Source organism: Burkholderia sp. 22313 (assembly GCF_052045245.1).
In the GTDB taxonomy this organism is placed as follows: domain Bacteria; phylum Pseudomonadota; class Gammaproteobacteria; order Burkholderiales; family Burkholderiaceae; genus Burkholderia.
This window is the reverse complement of the sequence record NZ_JBQEON010000002.1, coordinates 123,238-145,715: the sequence shown is the minus strand read 5'-3', so window position 1 is coordinate 145,715 and position 22,478 is coordinate 123,238. Positions and strand designations below refer to the sequence as shown.

General features: G+C 68.9%; 17 protein-coding genes. 4 read left to right on the top strand and 13 right to left on the bottom strand.

The genetic code is table 11. From position 1 onward, the window contains the following. The first annotated feature begins 294 nt into the window (after positions 1 to 294). Entirely contained in the window at positions 295 to 2,493 is a 2,199-nt protein-coding gene (locus ACTJKF_RS02355; RefSeq protein WP_440621949.1) for a LamG-like jellyroll fold domain-containing protein, read from the top strand. 31 nt (positions 2,494 to 2,524) lie between these two features. Here the strand turns inward: ACTJKF_RS02355 and ACTJKF_RS02350 are convergent, their stop codons facing one another. From ACTJKF_RS02350 to ACTJKF_RS02290, 13 genes are all read right to left on the bottom strand, one after another. Next, entirely contained in the window at positions 2,525 to 3,427 is a 903-nt protein-coding gene (locus tag ACTJKF_RS02350) for a GNAT family N-acetyltransferase (protein ID WP_440621948.1), read from the bottom strand. A 141-nt stretch (positions 3,428 to 3,568) separates the two neighbouring features. Further along, on the bottom strand, positions 3,569 to 4,756 hold the full coding sequence (locus tag ACTJKF_RS02345; RefSeq protein WP_440621947.1) for a M20 aminoacylase family protein: 1,188 nt from the start codon (positions 4,754 to 4,756) through the stop codon (positions 3,569 to 3,571). A 69-nt stretch (positions 4,757 to 4,825) separates the two neighbouring features. Beyond that, entirely contained in the window at positions 4,826 to 6,295 is a 1,470-nt protein-coding gene (locus ACTJKF_RS02340; protein WP_440621946.1) for an aldehyde dehydrogenase family protein, read from the bottom strand. Further along, positions 6,292 to 7,569, bottom strand: a complete 1,278-nt coding sequence (locus tag ACTJKF_RS02335) for an NAD(P)/FAD-dependent oxidoreductase (RefSeq protein ID WP_440621945.1) — start codon at positions 7,567 to 7,569, stop codon at positions 6,292 to 6,294. The genes ACTJKF_RS02340 and ACTJKF_RS02335 overlap by 4 nt, the downstream gene beginning before the upstream one ends. A 136-nt stretch (positions 7,570 to 7,705) precedes the next feature. Continuing rightward, on the bottom strand, positions 7,706 to 9,031 hold the full coding sequence (locus tag ACTJKF_RS02330) for an NAD(P)/FAD-dependent oxidoreductase (RefSeq protein WP_440621944.1): 1,326 nt from the start codon (positions 9,029 to 9,031) through the stop codon (positions 7,706 to 7,708). A 2-nt stretch (positions 9,032 to 9,033) separates the two neighbouring features. Beyond that, the gene (locus tag ACTJKF_RS02325; protein ID WP_440621943.1) at positions 9,034 to 9,768 is read right to left on the bottom strand and encodes a cupin domain-containing protein; all 735 of its coding nucleotides are present in this window, start codon (positions 9,766 to 9,768) and stop codon (positions 9,034 to 9,036) included. A 269-nt stretch (positions 9,769 to 10,037) separates the two neighbouring features. Beyond that, positions 10,038 to 10,493 (bottom strand): helix-turn-helix domain-containing protein, encoded by a 456-nt coding sequence (locus tag ACTJKF_RS02320; RefSeq protein ID WP_440621942.1) that lies wholly within the window; start codon positions 10,491 to 10,493, stop codon positions 10,038 to 10,040. 153 nt (positions 10,494 to 10,646) lie between these two features. Next, on the bottom strand, positions 10,647 to 11,924 hold the full coding sequence (locus ACTJKF_RS02315; RefSeq protein ID WP_440622135.1) for an NAD(P)/FAD-dependent oxidoreductase: 1,278 nt from the start codon (positions 11,922 to 11,924) through the stop codon (positions 10,647 to 10,649). A gap of 200 nt (positions 11,925 to 12,124) precedes the next feature. Further along, complete coding sequence (locus ACTJKF_RS02310; RefSeq protein ID WP_440621941.1) at positions 12,125 to 14,011, bottom strand: ABC transporter ATP-binding protein; 1,887 nt, start codon at positions 14,009 to 14,011, stop codon at positions 12,125 to 12,127. Then, the gene (locus tag ACTJKF_RS02305) at positions 14,011 to 14,970 is read right to left on the bottom strand and encodes an ABC transporter permease (protein WP_440621940.1); all 960 of its coding nucleotides are present in this window, start codon (positions 14,968 to 14,970) and stop codon (positions 14,011 to 14,013) included. The genes ACTJKF_RS02310 and ACTJKF_RS02305 overlap by 1 nt, the downstream gene beginning before the upstream one ends. A 30-nt stretch (positions 14,971 to 15,000) precedes the next feature. Further along, a complete protein-coding gene (locus tag ACTJKF_RS02300) occupies positions 15,001 to 15,954 on the bottom strand; it encodes an ABC transporter permease (RefSeq protein WP_440621939.1) in 954 nt (317 codons plus the stop codon). Positions 15,955 to 16,012: 58 nt separating this feature from the next. Then, positions 16,013 to 17,596, bottom strand: coding sequence for an ABC transporter substrate-binding protein (locus ACTJKF_RS02295; RefSeq protein WP_440621938.1), 1,584 nt, complete (start codon positions 17,594 to 17,596; stop codon positions 16,013 to 16,015). A 369-nt stretch (positions 17,597 to 17,965) separates the two neighbouring features. Next, positions 17,966 to 18,634, bottom strand: coding sequence for a haloacid dehalogenase type II (locus tag ACTJKF_RS02290; protein WP_440621937.1), 669 nt, complete (start codon positions 18,632 to 18,634; stop codon positions 17,966 to 17,968). 412 nt (positions 18,635 to 19,046) lie between these two features. Between ACTJKF_RS02290 and ACTJKF_RS02285 the strand changes: the two genes are divergently transcribed. The 3 genes from ACTJKF_RS02285 to ACTJKF_RS02275 all read left to right on the top strand — a co-directional run bounded on the left by ACTJKF_RS02285 (position 19,047) and on the right by ACTJKF_RS02275 (position 22,414). Further along, entirely contained in the window at positions 19,047 to 19,907 is an 861-nt protein-coding gene (locus ACTJKF_RS02285) for a GNAT family N-acetyltransferase (protein WP_440621936.1), read from the top strand. A 12-nt stretch (positions 19,908 to 19,919) separates the two neighbouring features. Continuing rightward, positions 19,920 to 20,846, top strand: coding sequence for a 2-hydroxyacid dehydrogenase (locus ACTJKF_RS02280; protein WP_440621935.1), 927 nt, complete (start codon positions 19,920 to 19,922; stop codon positions 20,844 to 20,846). Positions 20,847 to 21,013: 167 nt separating this feature from the next. Continuing rightward, positions 21,014 to 22,414 carry an aspartate aminotransferase family protein gene (locus ACTJKF_RS02275; RefSeq protein ID WP_440621934.1) on the top strand — a complete coding sequence of 467 codons (1,401 nt, stop codon included), beginning with the start codon at positions 21,014 to 21,016 and terminating at the stop codon, positions 22,412 to 22,414. Positions 22,415 to 22,478: the final 64 nt, after the last annotated feature.

The window sequence follows — 22,478 nt, the reverse complement described above, 5'->3', positions numbered from 1 at the left end:
GGGCGCACATCGATCGGCACACCTGACCAGTCCTCCGCTCGCGTGCCGGCAGCGATCATAGCGTGCAAATGTATCAATCGCCATTTTTTTTGGTTCCATTAGCATGTTAATCAACCGGATCGCAACAATAAGCAGCCGGAAAATTCGCCATCGACACGCAAATTCGTGATCCTGAGCGCCATCCATTCCGTTACAATCCGCATCGTCATGCGATGACCGATTTCATTGGGCGCCCTTCCGTCGCCGCCCGACATCGCTTGCCGCCGGTGAGTCTCGCCAAGGAACGAACGCAACATGCACGACACGCATCTCCTGCTTGAATCGGGCGCGCGACTGTCCCGCCGCACCTTCCTTTACAGCGTCGGCGCGCTCGCGCTGTCGGCATGCGGCGGCGCCGGCGCAAGCGAGAACGCGACCGCGGCCGGCAACCGCGCACTCGCGCGCGTGGCGACGGGCACGGCCGCCGTCACGACCCGCACCGCATTCGCGCATCCGGGATTGCTGCACACGCAAGCCGATTTCGACCGGATCGCGCAGAAGGTCGCGGCCGCCGCGTCGCCGTGGCGCGCCGGCTGGAACACGCTGATCGCGAACGGTCATGCACAGCTGTCGTGGTCGCCGCGCCCGCAGGCCGTCGTCACGCGCGGCGGCACGGGCGCGCAAAACTATCCGGTGCTGTACAAGGACATCGCGGCGGCGTATGCGTGCGCGCTGCGCTGGAAGATCTCGGGCAACACCGCGTATGCGGACAAGGCCGTGCAGATCATGAACGCGTGGTCGTCGACGCTGCGCAACCTCGCCGGCGACTCGAACGTCGACCTGGCCGCCGGCATCTACGGCTACGAATTCGCGAACGCCGGCGAAATCATGCGCACCTATCCGGGCTGGGCCGCGGCCGACTTCGCCGCGTTCCGCGCGATGATGGCCGACAGGTTCTACCCGATCAACGCCGATTTCCTGAATCGCCACAACAACACGGACATTACGCACTACTGGGCGAACTGGGATCTGTGCAATCTCGCGTCGATGATGGCGATCGGCGTGCTGTGCGACGACCACGCGAAGTTCGACGAAGCCGTCAACTATTTCATCGACGGTGCCGGCAACGGCGCGATCGCGCAGGCCGTCTATTACCTGCATCCCGGCCACCTGGGCCAATGGCAGGAATCGGGCCGCGACCAGGGGCACAACACGCTCGGCATCGCGCTCGGCGGCGCGATCTGCGAAATGGCGTGGAACCAGGGCATCGACCTGTACGGCCACGACAACAACCGCTTCCTCGCGGGCGCCGAATACGTGGCAAAGGCGAACCTCGTGCAGCCGGACCGCACGTTTCTTCCGGTGCCGTATGTGCCGTACGCGAACGTCAACGTGACGCAAGCGCACTTCTCGAGCGCCAGCCAGGGGACGATCCGACCGTGCTGGGCGCTCGTCTACAACCACTACGTGAACCGCAAGGGGCTGGCCGCACCGTGGTCCGAGAAATTCGCCCGCGCGATCCAGCCCGAAGGCGGCGGCGGCAACTACGGCGAAGCGAGCGGCGGCTACGACCAGCTCGGTTACGGCACGCTGACCTGCACGCGCGATCCCGTTGCATCGGCCACCGCGCCGAGCGGCCTGACCGCATGGCCGGCCGCGGGACGGGTCGTGCTGTCATGGTGGGGGGTCGCGAACGCGGCGAGCTACGACGTGAAGCGCGCCGCCACCGCGGGCGGCCCGTATACGACCGTCGCGACCGGCATCGTCGATCCGTTGACGTATACCGACAGCCCGGCCGCGGGCGTCTGGTACTACGTGGTCAGCGCGCGGACTGCCTCGGGAGAATCCGCGCACTCGGCCGAAGTCGCCGCAACGACGGCACTGCAATTGCATACGCTGCTGTCGTTCGACGAAACGAGCGGCACGGTCGCCGCGGATGCAAGCCGCAACGGTCATACGGGCACGCTCGTCGGCGGTGTTTCGCGCGTGGCGGGCGAAGTCGGCAACGCTGTGTCGCTCGACGGCACCAGCGGTTACGTCGCGTTGCCGAACGACATCGTCGCCGACGTGTCGGATGTCACGATCGCGGCGTGGGTCAACTGGCGCGGCGGCCAGACGTGGGCGCGCCTCTTCGACTTCGGGTCGGGCACCGGGCGCTACCTGTTCGTCACGCCGAAGAGCCCGCGCGGCACGATGCGCTTCGCGATCACGACCAACGGCGGACATGGCGAGCGCGCGATCGACGGCAACGCGGCACTGCCGGCGGGACAATGGGCGCACGTCGCGCTCACGCTGGCGGCCGAGACCGCGACGCTCTATCTGAACGGCAGCGCGATCGGCTCGGCGAACGACGTCGTCTTCGCGCCCTGGCGCATCGGGAAAACCGCGCAGAACTGGATCGGACGCTCGCAGTATCCGGGCGATCCGTTCTTCAACGGCATGATCGACGACTTCCGCGTCTATCGTGGTGCGATGTCGGCCGAACAGGTAAAGGCGCTCGCGCAGCGCGCGTGATGCTGGCCGCTGCCGGCCGCACGGCCGGCGCCTACACCATCGCCTGACTGATCAAGCCGTACAGCCCGCATGCCGGATCGGACCCGCGGCCGTGCGCCGCGGCAGGCGCGTTGCGCACCATCTTCGAGCAGGTGTCGACGCGTTTCAAACCCTGCGCGTCGAGCCAGTCGGGCAAGCTCGTGCCCGACGGCACGTCGATGCGGACGAATTCGTTCTCGCGTCCATGCAGCCAATGCGCGACCAGCGCCTTCGCCTGCACGTCGCCGCTCGAACGTGGTGCGACGACCGGCCCGATCACGTAGCCGCGACCGAAGCGGCGCAGTACCGAAAATCCGGCGACCTCGCCGTCGCGTTCGAGCACGACGCTTTCTCCGCGCGTCAGCAACGCCGTCAGAAGCGCGTCGCGCTCGAGGCCGGACGCACGCGTGTCCAGCTCGACGAAGCGGCCCAGATCGTCACGCGTGCCGGCCCGCAGCCGCTCGCCATCGGGCAGCGCCACCGCGGCCGGCCGGCCGACGTTCCCTTGATATTGATCCAGCGAGCCGCACACGTTGAAACCGAGCTTCTCGTAGAGCGGTTGGCCGGCCGGCGTCGCATGCAGGAACGTGATGCGCGGCCCCAGCTCCTCCAGCAGCGCTTCCATCAGCGCACGACCGATCCCTCGGCCCTGATGCTCGGACGACACGATCACGTGTCCGATGGCCGCACCGTCCGCACCGTACTTCCAGCACATCGCCGTACCGATCACCACGCCGTGTTCCTCGGCCGCGAACGCGATCGACGTGTCCGCGGAAAACTGCCAGTCCTGCGCCCGGAACGGCCAGCGCAGCGCCATCGACAGCGCATGGGCCGCGGGGACATCGGCCGCGGTGAACCGTCGATAGTGAAGCCCCGCCGCGGAGCCGGAAGCGTTCGTCACGTGTTCATTTTTCATCGAGTCGTCCTTCGAAATGGCGCTGTTTCGGTGCCCGCCACGCAAGCGCACAGTGCCCACTATAGGAAGGAAATATTTTCCCGTGCATAACGGTCGGTAAACCGACCATTAACGGCAATTAAACGCGGACGGCGCGCGCGTTCACGCGCGTCGCGCGAAATATCGTTGTGCGAGCGCGACCCAATACCGAACGCCGTCCGGAATGATGTCGTCATTGAAATCGTATTTCGGGTGATGCAGCGCCGGCGCGGCCGTTCCGGCCGGCGCATTGCCGATCAGCACGTACGCGCCCGGGCGCTCCTCCAGCATGAAGCCGAAGTCTTCGGACGTCATGTTCGGCGGCACGTCGCGGTGCACGTGTTCGTCGCCGAACGTCTCGCGCATCACCGCTTCGCAGAGTGCCGTCTCGGCCGGCGTGTTGACCGTCGCTGGGTAGTACTGAAAAAATTCGACGTCGACGTGCGCGCCATAGGCGTGCGCCAGCCCCTCGCATGCGAGCCGGACGTCGTGCTGCAGTTTCTGTTGCAACGCGGACGACAGCGTGCGGATCGTCCCGCGCAGCTCGGCCGTGTCCGGAATGACGTTGTCCGTCGTGCCCGCATGGAACATGCAGACGGAAATGACGGCGGGATCGACGGGATCCTTGTGCCGCGCGGCGATGGTCTGGCACTGCAGGACCATCGAACAGGCGAGCGGGACGGGATCGATGCCCAGATGCGGCTGCGCCGCGTGCGCGCCCTTGCCGGTCACGGTGATCCTGAACCGCGAGCCGGCGGCCATGATCGGGCCGGTGCGCAACCCGAAATGGCCGGCCGGCAGGCCGGGCCAGTTGTGCATGCCGAACACGGCTTCCGCCGGGAATTGCTCGAACAGCCCGTCGTCGATCATCTTGCGTGCGCCCGCGCCGCCCTCTTCGCCAGGCTGAAACACGAAATGCACGGTGCCCGGCAGCTGCGGCAATGCCTTCAGGATGCGCGCGGCGCCAAGCAACATGACGGTGTGGCCGTCGTGCCCGCACGCGTGCATGATCCCGTGCGAGCACGATGCGTGCGCGAAGTCGTTCGATTCGTGGATCGGCAACGCATCCAGATCGGCCCGCAGCACGATCGCCCGGCCCGGATCCGCACCGGGCAGGCTCGCGACGACGCCCGTGCCGCCCAGCCCGCGCGACACCGCATAGCCGAGCGTGTCGAGCTCGCGCGCGACGACGTCGGCGGTCCGGTGTTCCTCGAACCGCAACTCGGGATGCGCGTGCAGGTCGCGCCGCAATGCCGCCCAGTGCGCGTGATGCGCGCTCAACGATGCTTCGGGGATGACGGGGTTTTCCAATTCGGGCACCTTCGGGAAATGAACCGCTTCGATTCCGTACCGCCGCCGCGTTCGCACGCAGCGGCTGCTTCAGTCGTAAAAACCGAGGATCGACTTGATTTCCATATACTCCTCCATCCCTTCGATCCCGTACTCGCGGCCATTGCCCGACTGCTTGTAGCCGCCGAACGGCGCCTGCGGATCCCATGCCGGATAGTTCAGGTGCACCTGCCCCGAGCGGATGCGCGCGGCCACCGTTCGTGCGTGTTCCCGGTCGGTGCCCTGCACATGCGCGCCGAGCCCGTAGACCGTGTCGTTCGCGATCCCGACGGCTTCATCAACGGTGTCGTAAGGCAGGATCGCGAGGACCGGGCCGAAGATCTCCTGCTGCGCGATCGTCATGTCGGTGCGGACGTCGGAAAAAATCGTCGGCCGCGCATAAAAGCCGCGGTCGCATCCCGAGGGCCGCCCGGGACCGCCGGCGATCAGCTTCGCGCGTTCGTCGATACCCGCGTCGATCATCTGCGCGACGCGACCGAATTGCGCGCGGTTGGCCAGCGGGCCATGCGTCGTCGCGTCGTCGAACGGATCGCCTACGACGAGCCGCCGCGCCGCCGCGACGGCCAGTTCCTCCACCTCGCCGAGCAGGTCGCGCGGCACGATCATGCGGGTCGGTGCGCTGCACGATTGCCCCATGTTGCGGAACGCGGCGGCCACGCCCGGCGCGATGGCCCGCTGCAGGTCCGCGTCCGGCAACACGAGGTTCGGCGACTTGCCGCCCAGCTCCTGCGCGACGCGCTTGACGGTCGGGGCCGCGGCCTGCGCAACCAGCACGCCGGCACGCGTCGATCCCGTGATCGACACCATGTCGACCTGCGGGTGAGAGGAAAGCGCGGCACCCACCTCCGCCCCGCTGCCGCTCACCAGGTTGAATACGCCGGCGGGCACGCCCGCATCGGCGATCACTTCGGCAAACAGCAGCGCGCTGAGCGGCGACAGCTCGCTGGGCTTCAGCACCACCGTGCAGCCTGCCGCGAGCGCCGGACCGACCTTCGCGGTGATCTGATAGATCGGCCAGTTCCACGGCGTGATCAGTGCGCACACGCCGATCGGCTCGCGCACGACCGCGGTCGTCCCGCGCCGCGTGACGAACGGGTAGCGGGCCAGGTTGTCGCGCGCGACGCGGAGATGTTCGGCCGCGAGCGGCACATGCGCGGTGCGTGCGTAGCTGATCGGCGCGCCCATTTCCAGTGCCAGCGCCGTGGCGAACCGTTCGGCGCGCGCCAGCATCAACGCATGCACGCGGTCGAGCAGCGCGGCGCGGTGCTGCGGCGAGGTCGCGGCCCAGCCTTCGAACGCGTGGCGCGCGGCCTGCACCGCGCGGTCGGCGTCGCGCGCGTTGCCGAGCGGGATCTCGCACAGCGTGTCTTCAGTGGACGGGCAGACGACCGCGAACCGGTCGCCGCCGTCGGGCAAAACCCAATCGCCGTCGATGAAGAAGCGATCGAGCCTGCCGGCTTCCATCAGGTGACGAACCGGTGAGTCGACGGGTGAATTCATGTGAGGGTGTCCTTGAGTCGATACCATGCGCCGACGAACGGCAAGAACCACGGCTTGCCGAAGTGGCCGGGAATCGCCGGCCAGTCGAAGCTTGTCCACGGGTTGAGATCGGCGCGGCCGTCCATGATCTCCGCCATCAGCGTGCCCATCAGCGTCGCCATGTGCGTGCCGTGGCCGCTATAGCCCATCGAGTAATACACGCCGTCGCGCTGGCCCGCGCGCGGCAGGCGGTTGGCCGTCATGTCGACCATCCCGCCCCAGCAATAGTCGATGCGCACGCCGGCCAGTTCGGGAAACACGGCGGCCATCTGCTGTCGCAGGATCAGCCCGCTCCTTTCGTCCGAACGCGGGTTCGACGTGGCGAAACGCGCGCGCCCGCCGAACAGCATCCGGTTGTCGGGCGTGACGCGAAAGAAATTGACGAAGTTCTTGGTGTCGGTGACCATCCGGCGGGTCGGCAGCAACCGGTCGAGCAGTGCGCGCGGCAACGGCTCGGTGACGATGATGAACGCGCCGACCGGCACGATCCTGCGCCGGATCCAGCCGAACGGCCCGACCTGCGAGATGCCGCTTGCAAGCAGCACCTGGCGCGTGCGGATCTCGCCGAGCGGCGTGCGCACCGCGTAGGCGCCGCCCGCCTGCCTCGTCAGGCCGACAACCGGCGCATGCTCGAGAATCTGCGCGCCGCGCGCTTGCGCGGCGTTCGCCAGCCCGCGCACATAGCGGCCGACATGCATCCCCGCGCTCTTCTCGAAGATCAGCCCGCCGTGATAGCGGTTCGACCCGATCTCGTCGCGCAGTTCCGCCTTCGTCACCACGCGCGTGTGGGGGTCCACGCTCGCCGCGAGCAGCGCCTGGCTTCGCACGAGCTTGTCGAAGTGCTCGGCTTTCGCCGCGAGCTTGAGCTTGCCGTGCCGCACGAAATCGCAATCGATCGACTCCTCCCTGACGAGCCGCTCGACCGTGTCGACACCCGCGTCGAACGCGAGATATAGCCGGTTCGCCAGTTCCGTGCCGATGCGCCGCGACAGGAACGCGTAATCCTGCGCGAAGCCGTTGTTGCACATGCCGCCGTTGCGTCCGGACGCCGCCTGCCCGACGGTGCCCGCTTCGCAGACGACAACCCGTGCGCCCTTCTTCGCCAGCGCCAGTGCGGCCGCCGAACCGGTGATGCCGCCGCCCACCACCACCACGTCGCAGCTTCCGTCGGGCGGCTGCGGCGAGCGGCTCACGAACGGCTCGGAGGTGTCGAGCCAGTAGGAATCGAAACGCATCAGCACTCCAGTGTCCGCAGCACCAGGCTGCAACGCGCGGCGAGCCTTCACCACGCCGGTCCGGCCGCGCGCACGCAACCCGGATCGAAACGCATCATCGCGAGGCCGCCACGGCCGTGCGCGTAACGGCCGCTTCCTAGAAATCGGCGACCTTGCCCCAGGCGGAATCGGCGAACCGGCTCGGCCGATACGGCAGCGGGTCCACGAACGGTTGCGCACCCGTGGCGAGATCCGCGATCAGGTGGCCGGCGCCGGGGCCAATCCCGAAGCCGTGCCCGGAAAAACCCGCGGCCAGGATCAATCCGGGCACGCCGGGCACTTCGCCGATACCCGGCACGCCGTCCGGCGTGCTGTCGACGAACCCGGCCCAGGCGTGCGTGATCGTCGCTTCGCGAAGCTCGGGCAGCAGTTCGACCGCACGGCGGTAGGTCTCGGCGACCGTCGGCATGTCGGGCTTCGGATCCAGGATCCGGACGGCTTCCATCGGCGTCGGCGCATCGAGCCGCCAGCGCTTCAGCGTTTCATGACCGCCGCGCACTCCTTCGAAGCCGCCCGGCAACAGATTGCGCCAGCGCTTCGCGAACATCGGCACGAACTGCGGCGCGAAGCGCAGGAACTGCGGCGTCACGTCGACGCGCGCGCGGCCGCTGATGGCGAGCGCATAGCGCCCGTCGCTGCGGCGCGTGACCGACACGCCCGACGTATACAGCGCATCGGGCAGCGGCTGCGCGATGGGCGACACGCTCAGGATCGACTGGCGAATCGACGCTTGCGGAAAACGAATGCCGAGCTGGCGGCAGAACGACGACGCCCAGGCGCCGCCCGCGAGCACGACCGTCCGGGTCTTGATGACGCCGGCCTCGGTGACGACACCGGCGACGCGGCCGCCCTCCCGTTCGATCCCGCGCGCCGCGCAGTGCTGGTGCACGCTGCCGCCCAGCTTCATCAACGCGGCGGCCACGGCCGGCGCGGCCTTGCCCGGATCGGCCGTGCCGTCGGTCGGCGAGAATACGCCGCCTTTCCATGGCCGCCCCGTCACATGCCCGCGCTCGCTGGCCTGCTTGCTGTCGAGCATGTAGGTCGTGACGCCCGCGGTTTTCGCGAAGTCGCCCCAGCTGGCCCAGCGGGACAGCTCGTCTTCGTCATTGCTCAGATACAGCAGCCCGCAGCGATGAAAGCCCGTGTCCTCGCCGGATTCGGCGGCGAAGCGTTCCCACAGATCGATGCTCTTGCTGGCCATCGGCAGCTCGCGCGCGTCGCGGTTCTGCTGCCGGCACCAGCCCCAGTTGCGGCTCGACTGCTCGGCGCCGATGCAGCCCTTCTCGACCAGCGCGACCGTCACTCCGCGCCGGGCGAGGTAGTACGCGGTAAAGACGCCGATGATGCCGCCGCCGATCACGACGACGTCGGCCGACGCCGGCAGCGTGGGCGAAGTTTCTATTTGGCGCAGCGGAGGGGACATGGTCAGTCTCGTTCGGTTGATGCGTGGACGTTTTGCACGACGTAGAACTTCGCCACGCGCTCGCTGCTTTCCCACCCGATCGATGCGCCGCGCGGCACGAACAGCGCGTCGCCGGCGCCGAGCGACAGCACGCTGCCGTCGGGCGCGGCGAACCGCACGCTGCCGGCCAGCAGCAGCATGAACTCGTTCACGCGATGCGGGCGAACGATCCGGTGATAGGGCGTCGAATCCCACGTGCCGGCGCAGTACCCGGCGCCGTCGTCGATGAACACGTTGTCGCTGCGGCATTGCGGTGCCGGCCCGAGCAGCACCTCCGCGGGCAGCGACGCCGATGGCTTGAAGTCGGCGTCGGCCCGCAGCGCAAAGAGGCCGCGCTTCGTCGGTTGCGCGCACGCGGCCGTGCAGAACATGAGCAGCACGTGCGCTTCCGCGCCGATGCGCAGCGCCGTGCCGCCGCCGATGACGGCGCCCTCCCCCGGCCCCAGCACCAACGGGGCGGCGCCGGACGCTTCGAGCGTCAGTTCGCCTTCGATGACGACGAGGGTTTCAAGGTGCGGATAACTCGGGACGTCGAGCTCGCCCGTGAAGCGGATACGCCCGGCGGCCATCGCGTCGGGCCCTTCCCACGCAATCTCCCGATGTCGCGCGAAAGGATCGCGCTCGCCGAACGCCTGCTGGCGGAACGCGGTCGATGAAGGTGTGCCGTCGGCACGATGCAACACGAAAACTGCGGTCATTTCTGCTCCTGCCAGTGCGCGACGAGGTTGTCGGGAACCTGTCGCGCGGTATCGGAAATCGTCGTTCACGGACGTTCGATCCAAAAACCCGTTAGGACAATTGAACGGTGCGACACCCTGCGCCGCCCGTGAATCCCGCCCATTGTCGCGGGCGTCCATCCATTCCTGCCATTGTGCCGGGCCACCCCTTTCCGCTGATTAACCTTTCGAAAAGCATGCGTTAAGCGGCGGATAACGGTCGCGCCGCAGGCCGGCCGCCCGCGCCGCGCCTACGCGATGTGACACGACGCTTCGCCGCGTCCGGCGCGCGCACGCACCGGCGACGTTCGCGTCGTCACGCCCGCCGGACGCGCGACCACGTAATCGCGCGGCGTGATCCCGAGCACCCGGCGAAAATGCCGGCACAGGTGGCTCTGATCGAAGAAGCCGACCTCGGTCGCGACGACCGACGGCGCGAGCCCGGCGCACAACAGGTCCTGTGCCCGCCGCACCCGGACCAGGCACAGATACCGGTGCGGCGACAATCCGACTTCGCTGCGAAAGCGCGCGGTGAACCTCGACACGCTCAACCCGGCCACTGCCGCGAGCGTGTCGAGGTTCAGCGGCTGTGCGAACGACGCATCGATCGTGCGCAGCACGTCGCCGATCGCCGTCGACACGGGCCGCGCGACACGCGCCGCGCGAGGTGCCGCGGCTTCGGCGGGATCGTGGAACAGGGTGGCCATGCTGTCCGTCCTCATGCAGTCGCCTTGACGGCCGCAGCGCGCGCGGCGCACCGCGCGACCGGGCGCGGCCCGGCCGGCTGCGCCATCGTGGCGCCGGCGGCGAGCGGGGAAATGCAGCGTACGATCATGTCGAATCCTCCGGGGGCAGCCGCTTCAGTGCAGGAAATCCTGCATCCGGTAATACGCGCCGACGAACGGCAGGAACCACGCGTGCCCGAAATGGCCGGGGATCGCCGGCCAGTCGAGCTCGCGCCACGGATTCGACGCGGCCGCGCCGTACAGCACGTCGGCCATCACGCGGCCCATGTGCACCGACATCTGCACGCCGTGGCCGCTGTAGCCCATCGAGTAATAGAGCCCGTCGTGCTGGCCCGCGCGCGGCAGCCGGTCGGCGGTGATGTCGACCAGCCCGCCCCAGCAGTAGTCGAGCCGCACGTTGGCCAGCTCCGGGAAATAGCCGGCCATGCCGGCGCGCAGGATGTCGCCGCTTTTCGCGTCGGAGCGCGGGCTCGACATCGCGAAGCGCGCGCGGCCGCCGAACAGCAGCCGGTTGTCGGGCGTCACGCGGAAGTAGTTGCCGATCTGGCGCGACGTCACGTATGCGCGGCGATGCGGGAACAGCCGGTTCAGCTGTGCGTCGGGCAGCGGCTCGGTGACGACGATGAAGCTGCCGACCGGCGCGATGCGCCGCCGGAACCACGCGAACGGCCCGTGTTGCGAGGCGCCGGTCGCGACCAGCACGCGATCGGCGACGATCGTGCCGCGCGTGCTGGTGATCGTGTGGCGCTCGCCGTCGAGCCGCTCGAGCTGCGTGACGGCCGCGTGCTCGTAGAGGCGCGCGCCGGCACGCACGGCCGCCTGCGCGAGGCCGACGCCGAACTTGCCCATGTGCATCTGCGCGCCATTGCGCTGCAGCAGCCCGCCATGGAAACCGTCGGAAGCAACCTCATCGCGGATCCGCGACGGCTCGATCAGTTCGATATCGGGATCGACGTCGCGCCGCAACGCGTCGAAGGTCTTTTCGAGCCCCGCGAAATGCTGCGGCTTCGCGGCGAGCTTCAGCTTGCCCGCACGCCGGAAATCGCAGTCGATCGCGTGTTCGGCCACGATCGTCTCGACGCTCTTCACCGCGCTTGCGTAGGCGCGATAGAACTGCTTCGCGGGTTCGGCACCGATCCGGGCAGCGAGCGACGCGTAGTCCTGCGCGACGCCGGTGTTGCACTGGCCGCCGTTGCGGCCGGACGCCTCGCCCGCGATCTGCGCGGCTTCGAGCACGACCACCGACACGCCGCGCCGTGCGAGCGCGAGCGCCGCCGACAAGCCGGTGAAACCGCCGCCGATCACGACCACGTCGGCACGTCCTTCGACGGGGCCCTCGCAGCCCCCGCGAAACGCGGGGCGGGTATCCAGCCAGTACGATTCCAGTTTCATCGGATTGTTCTCGAGCATTCCCGCGACGACGATCGGCGACCGTCCAATGAGAATCATTTAACCATCGGCAAAAAGCGCAGTTGCCGCGTATTCGCGCGCGGCACGCGCACAATTTGCCGTTTTTCAGGACCGCCGCAGCACACTATGCGCACGGTCGTGCGCCGCCGCACGCGCGCACGGCGTACGAACGACGGCGCGCCCTACAACCGCACCGGCTGCACCGGCGTGCCGCCCGCCGCCACCGGCTCCGCCTGGAAGCGCGCGAGGTCCTCCTCGCTGCGATGGCACAGCACCTGCGCGCCGTTCTCGAGCGTGCGCAGCAGCGGCGCCGTCCGGTTGCACACGCCGTCCACCCGCATCGCGCAGCGCGACAGGAACGGACACAGCTCGGCATCGTCCGCGCTCGCGCCGATCGGCACCAGCGGCCGGTGGCAGCGCTCGGCCGCGGCGTCGAGCCAGCCCGCGCGCAACTCCGGCGCGGACGACACGAGCAGGTGCGAATACGGGTGGTAAGGCGGCGCGCACAGCGCATCGCGGCTGCCGGTTTCGACGCGGCGTCCCGCATACAGCACGACGATGTCGTCGCTGATCGCGCGCACCTTCGCGATGTCGTGCGTGATGAACACGTACGACACGCCGAGCTTCGCCTGCAGGTCGCGCAGCAGGTCCATGATCGCGGCGCCGACCACGGTGTCGAGTGCCGACGTCACCTCGTCGCACAGAATCAGGTCGGGCTCGGCCGCGAGTGCGCGCGCGAGGTTCACGCGCTGCTTCTGCCCGCCGGACAATTCGCCGGTGCGCCGCTCGGCCACCGCCTGCGGCAACCGCACGAGTTCGAGCAGCTCGGCAACGCGCTGCCGCGCACGCGCGCCCTTGATCCCGTGATAGAACGCGAGCGGCCGCGCCAGCGTGCGCTCGACCGTATGCACCGGGTTGAGCGCGGTATCGGCGTTCTGGAACACGATCTGCACGCGGCGGTGCTGTTCCTTCGAGCGCTTGCCAATGTCGAGCGCGAGCGGCTCGCCGTCGAGCAGGATCTGCCCGGCCGTCGCCGGCACGAGGCCCGCGATCACCTTCGCGAGCGTCGTCTTGCCGGAGCCCGATTCGCCGATCACGCCGACCGTCTGCCCGCGCCCGATGTGCAGGTCGACTTCGTGCAGGATCACCTTCGCGGGCCAGCCCTTCGCGGTACGGCCGCCGTAGCCGGCGATCGCGCCGCGCACCTCGAGCAGCGGCGCCGGCGCGGCGCTCGCCGCCTTCGCATCGCGTTCGGCGTCGTTCGGCGTGACGGCCGCGATCAGGCTCTGCGTGTACGGATGCGCCGGCGCATGCAGGATCTGCTCGGTCGCGCCGGCTTCGCGGATCACGCCGTCGCTCAGCACGACGATTCGATCGGCCATCTGCGCGACCACCGCGAGATCGTGCGACACGTACACCGCACTCATCCCGTAGCGCCGGATCACGCGCTTGAACGCCTGCAGCACGTCGATCTGCGTGGTCACGTCGAGCGCCGTGGTCGGCTCGTCGAGGATCACCAGCTCCGGATCGGTGATCAGCGCCATCGCGGCCATCAGCCGCTGCAGCTGGCCGCCGGACACCTGGTGCGGATAGCGCTTGCCAATCGTCTCCGGCTCGGGCAGCGCGAGCGCGCGGAACAGCTCGACCGCCTTCGCCTGCGCATCGCGCTTCGTCATCGTCTTGTGGATCAGCGCGCTCTCGATCACCTGGTCGAGGATCGTGCGCGACGGGTTGAACGCGGCGGCCGCGCTCTGCGCGATATACGCGACCTTGCGGCCGCGCAACGCGGTCAGCGCCTGCGCGGACAGCATGCACACGTCCGTGCCGCCGAGCTTCACCGACCCGCCGGCGATCCGGCAGCCGGCGCGCGCATGGCCCATCAGCGACAGCGCGATCGTCGTCTTGCCGGAACCCGACTCGCCGATCAGCGCGAGCACCTCGCCGCGCCGGATCTCGAAGTCGACGTCGTGGACGATCGTCGTTTCCGCGCCGCCCGGACGGCCGCCGACCACGCGCAGCCCGCGCACCTCGACGAGCGGAGTCGATTCCGGAGTCGATACATCTCGCATCAGTGTTCTCCCGCGGCCGCGGCCGCGCCCTTGCGGCGGCCGCGATGCGGCAGGCCGTCGATCAGCAGGTTGACGCCCACCGTCAGGATCGCGATCGCGACCGCGGGCATGATCGCGACGGCCGAGCCGTCGCCGAGGCTGGCGATGTTCTCGCGCACGAGCGAGCCCAGGTCCGCATACGGCGGCTGCACGCCGAGCCCGAGAAAGCTCAGGCCGCTCAGCAGCAGCACGACGAACGTGAAGCGCAGCCCGGTATCGGCGAGCATCGGATGGATCATGTTCGGCAGCATCTCGACGCACGCGATGTACAGCGCGCTCTCGCCGCGCGCCTTCGCCACCTGCACGAATTCGAGCGTGCTGATGTTGACCGCCAGCGCGCGCGCGATCCGGTACGAGCCCGGCATGTAGCTGACCGCGGCGGTCAGCACCAGGAGCGGCAGCGACGAGCCGAACGCGGCGACGAACATCAGCGCGAACATCTTCGACGGAATCGACGTGAGCGCGTCGAGCAGCCGGCTCATCGTCTCGTCGACGGCGCGGCCCGACACGGTCGCGAGCAGCCCGAGCGTCGTGCCGGTCAGCGCGGCGAGCAGCACCGCCGCGAGCGCGAGCAGCACGGTCAGCCGCGTGCCGTACAGGATCCGGCTCAACATGTCGCGGCCGAGGAAGTCCGAGCCGAACGGCAGTTTCGCGCTGAACGGCGCGAACACGTCCGGCGTGACGATCGCGCCGACGTCGTGCGGCGCGAGCAGCGGCGCGAACACGGCGATGAACAGCATCAGCGCGACCATCGACAGGCCGACGCGGCCGCCGAGCGTCAGCGGCACGCGCGCGGCGCGGCGCTTGCGCGGCTGGTCGGGGGCCGGTGCGGCGGGCGGCGGCGCGCCGCCCCACGGTGGGCGCGATTCGCCGGACGGCGGCAGCGCGCTGCTGCGTTGAACGGGTTCGGTCGGGTGCATGGGCGGCATCTCGGAAGAAGGACGGGACACTCAGGTCCGCAGTCGCGGATTCGACACGATCGAGCACAGGTCGGCGAACAGCACGAGCGTCAGGTAGGCGACGCAGAAGATCAGCGTGCACGCCTGGACCAGCGGGAAATCGCGGTTGCCGACGGCATCGACCATCAGGCTCGCGAGGCCCGGATAGTTGAAGATGGTCTCGACGACGATCACGCCGCCGAGCAGATACGACAGGCTCAACGCGATCGCATTCGCGATCGGCCCGATCGCGTTCGGCAGCGCATGGCGCAGCACGACGCGCGCGGGGCTCGCGCCCTTGAGCACGGCCATCTCGACATACGACGCGCTCAGCTGCTCGATCACCGCGGCCCGCGTCATGCGGGCCATCTGCGCGATCACGACCGCGCACAGCGTCAGCACCGGCATCGCATACGCACGCAGGAAATCGTGCAGGCTCTCGATCGGGCCGCTGTACGACAGCGCGGACAGCCAGCGCAGCTTCACCGCGAACAACAGCACGGCGACCGTCGCGATCAGGAATTCCGGCGTCGCGACGAGCGACAGCGTGCCGAGGCTGATCACGCGGTCGACCACCGACTCGCGCTTGACTGCCGCGAGAATGCCGAGCAGCAGCGCGATCGGCACCGACACCGCGGTCGTGATCGCCGCGAGCGCGAGCGACTTCGGCAGGCGTGTGCCGATCATCTCCGACACCGGCATGTCGCCGGACAGCGAACGGCCGAAATCGCCGTGCAGCAGCCCCGCGAGCCAGTGCACGTAGCGCACGTGGGCCGGCATGTCGAGACCGAACTGCTGGCGCAGCGCGGCGATCGTCTCCGGCGTCGCGGACTGGCCGAGCGCGGCCTGCGCGGCGTCGCCCGGCAGCAGGTTCGTGATGGTGAAGATGATCGCGGACACGATCAGCAGCGTCAGCGCGGTGACCGCGATGCGCCGGCCGATCAGCCCGAACAGGATTCGATTCATGAAGCGGCACTCCGGGAAAGGTCGCGCGCGGCCGNCGCGCCGTCGGCATGCGCCGTCGTCAGGCGTTCCACCACACGTGTTCGGCGAACATGCCGCCCATCATCGGCCCGGTCGGGATCGAGCCGAGGCCCGCAAGCCGCTTGTCGTAGCCGTCGAGGAAGCTGATGAACGCCGGGATGCCGATCCGGCACTGCTGCGCAACGAGCACCTGCATCTCGCCGTACATCTGCTTGCGTTTCGCATCGTCGGTTTCCGAGCGCGCGGCGAGCAGCAACTGGTCGAACTTCGGGTTCTTCCAGCCCGACTCGTTCCACGGCGCATCCGACTTGAAGAACTGCGTGAACAGCACGTCGGCGCTCGAGCGCGGGTTGATGTTGCCGAAGCCGAGCGGGTGCTTCATCCAGTGGTTCGACCAGTAGCCGTCGGGCGACACGCGGTTCACCTGCAGGTTCAGCCCGATCTTCTCGCCGGCCTGCTGCAGCAGCACGGCCATTTCGATCGACCCGTTCGCATCGGACGTCGCATAGATCGGCGGCACCGGGGCGCCCAGCGCGCCCGCCTTCTTGAACAGGAACTTCGCCTTGTCCGGATCGTGCGGCCGCTGCGGCAGCGACGCGTTGAAATAGCGATGTCCGGGCGGAATCGGCTGGTCGTTGCCGATCACCGCGTAGCCGCGGAACACCGCCGAGCGGATCTGCTCGCGATCGAACAGGTATTTCATCCCTTCGACGAAATCCGGGTTCGCGGTCAACGGGTTGTCGGGCCGCATGATCAGGTCGGTATAGAGCCCCGACTTGGTTTCCTTCAACGCATAGCCGGGCGTGGACGCGACCCGCTGCGTCGAGCGCGGATCGATCGCGTTGATCAGGTGCACGTCGCCGGACAGCAGCGCGTTCAGGCGCGCGGCGCTGTCGCTGATGCCGATCAGCTCGATCTCGTCGAGGTACGGCATCCCCGGCTTGAAGTAGCTGTCGTTGCGCACGCCGATGGTCGACACGCCCGGCTTGAACGACTTCAGCTTGTACGGGCCGCAGCCGATGCCGGTCGAGAAATCGGTCGTGCCGTCCTTGACGATCGCGAGTTGCGGCGTCGCGAGGATCACCGGCAGATCGGCGTTCGCGCTGGCGAGCGTGAGCGTGACTTCGTCCGGGCCGCTCGCCTTCACGTCGGCGAACTGGTCGGCGAGCGGCTTGACCTTCGAGGCGGTGGCCGCGTTCTTGTGGCGCATCAGGGAATACACGACGTCGGCCGGCCCGACGGGCTTGCCGTCGTGGAACGTGACGCCGTGGCGCAGCTTGATGATCCACGTCTTCGCGTCGGTCGTCTGCAGCGACTCGGCGAGATTCATCTGCGGCGTCAGGCTCGCATCGAGCTGCGTGAGGCCGCTGTAGAACATGAAGAAGCGAATGTAGTCCGCGCCCGTCGAGCCCTTGGCCGGGTCGAGCGTGTCGGCCGTCGAACTGGATTCGTTCGCGACCCGGATCTTGCCGCCGCGCCTGGGCGCCGGCGCGGCGAACGCCGACCGCGCGCCCATCAGCAGCCCGCCGCCACCGGCGGCCATCATGCCGCTCGCCGCCATGACCCGCATCATGTCGCGGCGCGTGATGCCGCCCTTGCCGCCGTTGTCGATATCGTCGCTCATCCGAACTGCTCCTGACTGTGGAAAGTGGGTCCTTGGGTCCAGCGTGGTTCTCGAATCCCGCGGCGTCCGCGTGCTGGTCGCGCCCGCAACGTCATGCACATGCAATTCATTTAAGCATCGCCAAAATGCGGGTTGTCGCGATTCGGGGCGGCCGCACGATACGATTCGACCGTTTTGGGGCGCCTGCGCAGCATGATTTGCTGCGGCTGTGCGCGACCGGCGGTTTGCGCGATGCGGTGTCGCGACGATCGGTTGAATCCGGCGCGACACACGAAATCGTCAAGCGACGCCGCCGCAGATTGCCGGAGGATGCCGGCCGGCTGCGTACGCGGGTTTTCCCGGACCGGCGGCCGGCCGAGGGCGCGCCGCTTACAGCCCGAGCTGCGTCGCGAGCTGGCCGATGTCCGACACTTCGTAATAGTTGTAGAACGGCGTGCCGGGCTCGTGGCCGCGGTTCACGAACGCCTTGTGCTTGATGCCGAGATCCTCGGCCGTCATCAGGTCGTAGCGCAGGCTCGACGACACGTGCAGCACGTCCTCCGGCCGGCAGCCGAGCTTGTCGAACATGTATTCGAAGCCCTGCATCCGCGGCTTGTACGACTGCGCCTGCTGCGCGGTGAACACCGCATGGAACGGCGCGCCGAGCTTGTCGACGTTGCTCATGATCTGGTCGTCCATGGCGTTCGACAGGATCACCAGCTTGTACTTCTTCGCGAGCCGCGACAGGCCGGCCGGCACGTCCGGATGCGGGCCCCAGGTCGGCACCGCCAGATAGAACCGTTCGGCCTCGGCTTCGTCGAACTTCACGCCGACCCGCGCGCAGGTGCGGCGGACCGCGTTGACGACGACATCGCGATACGGCTTCCATGCGCCCAGCACCTCGTCGAGCCGATAGGCGGCGAACGCGCGCACGAATGCCTCCATCGTGACCGGCGACAGTCGATCCGCATAGATTTCGCGTGCCGTCTCGGCCATCCGGAAATGGGTCAGCGTGCCGTAGCAGTCGAAGGTGATGAACTTCGGTTCAAACTGGATCATGGTTGCGTCCTGTCGGTATGAAGCCCCGGCAGGGCCGGGGACGGGCTGGGTTCAACGAAATTGAATCAGGTCAAAAAGTCGTTCGCGCATCGTTCGACGCCGCTCGAAACGCACGATCGCGGCGAGTTGCCCGGCGCGTTCAGCACGATGTGCGGTGCGCGCCGGCCGGCGCGGCCCGCCGACACGCGGCAGCGACACCGTGCCTTCATCGTAGTGGCATTCCCACAGCAGGCGCTGTCGGATCGACGGGGCGCGCCGGCACGATCCACGCGTTCGTGCGCGCCGATCGAGCGAGTTTGCGTCGATCGCGCACGAGCGCCCGCCGCGGCCTGAAAACAGGCGAATCGTCCTATCCGTGCCGCCGGGTCGCTGGCAGAGTCGACGTGTCATTCCCACCCATCCGGAGTCCGGCGTGTCCGATCTCAATCCTTCCCGCACGCTTACCTATCGCCCGTTCGCCGAAACGGACCTGCCCGCCGCGCATCGCCTGTCGGAAGCGGTCAAGTGGCCGCACCGGCTCGACGACTGGCGCTTCGCGTTCCAGCTCGGCAGCGGCTTCGTCGCCGAAGACGAAGCCGGCATCGTCGGCACCGCGCTCGGCTGGCGCTTCGACGACGCGCACGCCTCGCTCGGCATGGTGATCGTGTCGCCCGAGCGCCAGGGCCGCGGCATCGGCCGCGAGTTGCTCGCGCGGGTCGTCGACAGTCTCGGCGCGCGCACGATCTTCCTGCATGCGACGCCGTCCGGCGAACCGCTCTATGTGAAGTTCGGCTTCGAGGCGATCGGCACGATCGACCAGCACCAGGGCGCCGCCTTCCGGCCGCCGCTGATCTCGCTGCCGCCGGGCGAGCGCCTGCGCCCGCTCGGCACCAACGACGGCCCGCGCCTCGCGGCGCTCGCGTCGCGCGCGGCGGGCTGCGAACGCGGCGCGGTCGTCGATGCGCTGCTCGACGTCGCGAACGGCATCGCGCTCGATCGCGACGGCGAGCTGCTCGGCTTCGCGCTGTTCCGCCGCTTCGGCCGCGGCCACGTGATCGGCCCGGTGGTCGCGCCGGACGCGCTGCGTGCGCAAGCGCTGATCAGCCACTGGCTCGCGCTGCACGAAGGGATGTTCGTGCGGCTCGACGTGCCGGGCGACAGCGGGCTGTCGGACTGGCTGCAGGGGCTCGGGCTGCCGCGCGTCGATACCGTCGTCGCGATGGCGCGCGGGGCGGCGCCCGCGCGCGACCCGGCGCTGCGCGCGTTCGCGATCGTGAACCAGGCGCTCGGTTGAGCGGCACGCACGATGAGCTTTCTCTACAAGGCCGACCCGGTGCGCGGCGCGCAGTGGGCGCGGCGCTTCGCGCGGCAGGCGCCCGATCTGCCGTTCCGGATCTGGCCGGACCTCGGCGACGCCGCAGCCGTCCGCTATCTCGCCGCGTGGCAGCCGCCGGATGACCCGCTCGCACTGCTGCCGAACCTCGAGGTCGTGTTCTCGGTCGGCGCCGGCATCGATCAGTTCGACCTGTCGCGCGTGCCCGCGCACATCCCCGTCGTGCGGATGATCGAGCCGGGCATCGTCGAAGGCATGGTCGAGTACGTGACGCAGGCGGTGCTGACGATCCACCGCGACCTGTTCGACTACGCGGCGCAACAGCGCGCGCACGTGTGGCGCGAGCGGCCGGTGCGCACGGCCGCGTCGCGGCGCGTCGGCGTGCTCGGGCTCGGCACGCTCGGCCAGGCCGTGCTCGACACGCTGCGGCGCTTCGGCTTCCCGTGCGCCGGCTGGAGCCGCACGCCGCGCACGCTCGACGGCATCGACTGCCATGCGGGCGACGCGGCGCTCGACGCGTTCCTGGCCCGCACCGACATCCTGATCTGCCTGCTGCCGCTGACCGACAGCACGCGCGGGCTGCTCGGCGCGCGCGTGTTCGAGGCGCTGCCGGCCGGCGCGTCGCTCGTGCAGGTCGGGCGCGGCCCGCAGCTCGACGAGGCCGCGTTGCTCGCGGCGCTCGCGAGCGGCCGGCTCGACAGCGCGATCCTCGACGTGACGGACCCCGAACCGTTGCCGGCCGGTCATCCGTTCTGGACGCATCCGCGCATCCGGATCACGCCGCACATCGCGAGCGCGACGCGGCCCGACACCGCGGTCGACGCCGTGCTCGCGAACCTCGCGCGCCATCGCGCGGGACAGCCGATGCTCGGCGTCGTCGATCGCGCGCGCGGCTACTGACGGGCGGACGTGCGCACACGGCCCGGCGGCGCGCGCAGCAGAAAATGCCGAAGCGCCCCGTGCAAACGCCGTGTCCATACGTTTCAGGCGGCAAATTGAAGGCGCGTGCGAATGTCCCGCCCGGTAGCATGAACTCACGCTGACACCCGACGAGAGTCCTCCCCGCCATGAACCAAGCCGCGCTGATCGAAGCCGATCGTCAACACCTGATCCACCCCGTCGTCAATTACCGTGCGCACGAGGCGCGCGGCGTCACCGTGCTCGAATCCGCCGACGGCGTGTTCCTGCGCGACGCCGCCGGCCATAGGCTGCTCGACGCGTTCTCGGGCCTGTGGTGCGTGAACGTCGGCTACGGCCGCGACAGCATCGTGAAGGCCGCCGCCGAGCAGATGGCGAAGCTGCCCTACGCGACCGGCTATTTCCACTTCGGGTCGCAGCCGGCGATCGAACTCGCCGAACGGCTCGCGGCGCTCGCGCCGCCGTCGCTGAACCGCGTGTACTTCACGCTCGGCGGCTCGGACGCGGTCGATTCCGCGGTCCGCTTCATCACGCACTATTTCAACGCGACCGGCCGCCCGTCGAAGAAGCAGATGATCGCGCTCGAACGCGGCTATCACGGCTCGTCGACGATCGGCGCCGGGCTCACCGCGCTGCCCGCGTTCCACCGCCATTTCGACCTGCCGCGCGCGGACCAGCACCACATCCCGTCGCCCTACCCGTACCGCCATCCGCTCGGCGACGATCCGCAGGCGCTGATCGCCGCGTCGGTCGCCGCCCTCGACGCGAAGGTCGCCGAGCTCGGCGCGGACAACGTCGCCGCGTTCTTCTGCGAACCCGTGCAGGGTTCGGGCGGCGTGATCGTGCCGCCGGCCGGCTGGCTGAAGGCGATGCGCGACGCGTGCCGGCGCCTCGGCATCCTGTTCGTCGCCGACGAGGTCATCACCGGCTTCGGCCGCACCGGCCCGCTGTTCGCGTGCGAGGCCGAGCAGGTCGATCCCGACCTGATGACCGTCGCGAAGGGGCTGACCGCCGGCTATGCGCCGATGGGCGCGGTGCTGATGTCTGACGAAATCTACGAAGGGATCGCGGGCAACCGCGCCGATGCGCCGCCGGTCGGCCACGGCTATACGTATTCCGCGCACCCGGTCAGCGCGGCGATCGGCCTCGAGGTGCTGAAGCTCTATCACGAAGGCGGCCTGCTCGCGAACGGCCAGGCGATGGCGCCGCGCTTCGCGGCGGGGCTCGACGCGCTGCGCGCGCATCCGCTCGTCGGCGATGCTCGCTCGGCCGGCCTGCTCGGCGCGCTCGAGCTGGTGGCCGACAAGGCGCGCAAGACGCGCTTCGACGCGGCGCTGAACGTGCCGGACAAGATCGCGGCGGCGGCCTACGCGAACGGCGTGGTGTTTCGCGCGTTCGGCGACGGCGTGCTCGGTTTCGCGCCGGCGCTGAGCTTCACCGCGGGCGAGTTCGATCTCATGTTCGAACGCGTGCGCAAGACGCTCGACGACGTGCTGGGCGACCCGGGCGTGCAGCGCGCGCTCGACGCCGCGCACGCGCAGCCGGCCTGACCGGCCAAGGGAAAGCCGGACTTGTGGCGGCCATCGTTCGACTCTAAAGTAACCGGATATTCCA

What these genes read in the sequence shown, in the direction of transcription:
- ACTJKF_RS02315 (WP_440622135.1), bottom strand. Translation starts at nt 11,924, where the DNA reads ATGAAACTGGAATCGTACTGGCTGGATACCCGCCCCGCGTTTCGCGGG.
- ACTJKF_RS02335 (WP_440621945.1), bottom strand. Translation starts at nt 7,569, where the DNA reads ATGCGTTTCGATTCCTACTGGCTCGACACCTCCGAGCCGTTCGTGAGC.
- ACTJKF_RS02310 (WP_440621941.1), bottom strand. Translation starts at nt 14,011, where the DNA reads ATGCGAGATGTATCGACTCCGGAATCGACTCCGCTCGTCGAGGTGCGC.
- ACTJKF_RS02305 (WP_440621940.1), bottom strand. Translation starts at nt 14,970, where the DNA reads ATGCACCCGACCGAACCCGTTCAACGCAGCAGCGCGCTGCCGCCGTCC.
- ACTJKF_RS02320 (WP_440621942.1), bottom strand. Translation starts at nt 10,493, where the DNA reads ATGGCCACCCTGTTCCACGATCCCGCCGAAGCCGCGGCACCTCGCGCG.
- ACTJKF_RS02275 (WP_440621934.1), top strand. Translation starts at nt 21,014, where the DNA reads ATGAACCAAGCCGCGCTGATCGAAGCCGATCGTCAACACCTGATCCAC.
- ACTJKF_RS02340 (WP_440621946.1), bottom strand. Translation starts at nt 6,295, where the DNA reads ATGAATTCACCCGTCGACTCACCGGTTCGTCACCTGATGGAAGCCGGC.
- ACTJKF_RS02325 (WP_440621943.1), bottom strand. Translation starts at nt 9,768, where the DNA reads ATGACCGCAGTTTTCGTGTTGCATCGTGCCGACGGCACACCTTCATCG.
- ACTJKF_RS02280 (WP_440621935.1), top strand. Translation starts at nt 19,920, where the DNA reads ATGAGCTTTCTCTACAAGGCCGACCCGGTGCGCGGCGCGCAGTGGGCG.
- ACTJKF_RS02350 (WP_440621948.1), bottom strand. Translation starts at nt 3,427, where the DNA reads ATGAAAAATGAACACGTGACGAACGCTTCCGGCTCCGCGGCGGGGCTT.
- ACTJKF_RS02300 (WP_440621939.1), bottom strand. Translation starts at nt 15,954, where the DNA reads ATGAATCGAATCCTGTTCGGGCTGATCGGCCGGCGCATCGCGGTCACC.
- ACTJKF_RS02355 (WP_440621949.1), top strand. Translation starts at nt 295, where the DNA reads ATGCACGACACGCATCTCCTGCTTGAATCGGGCGCGCGACTGTCCCGC.
- ACTJKF_RS02290 (WP_440621937.1), bottom strand. Translation starts at nt 18,634, where the DNA reads ATGATCCAGTTTGAACCGAAGTTCATCACCTTCGACTGCTACGGCACG.
- ACTJKF_RS02330 (WP_440621944.1), bottom strand. Translation starts at nt 9,031, where the DNA reads ATGTCCCCTCCGCTGCGCCAAATAGAAACTTCGCCCACGCTGCCGGCG.
- ACTJKF_RS02295 (WP_440621938.1), bottom strand. Translation starts at nt 17,596, where the DNA reads ATGAGCGACGATATCGACAACGGCGGCAAGGGCGGCATCACGCGCCGC.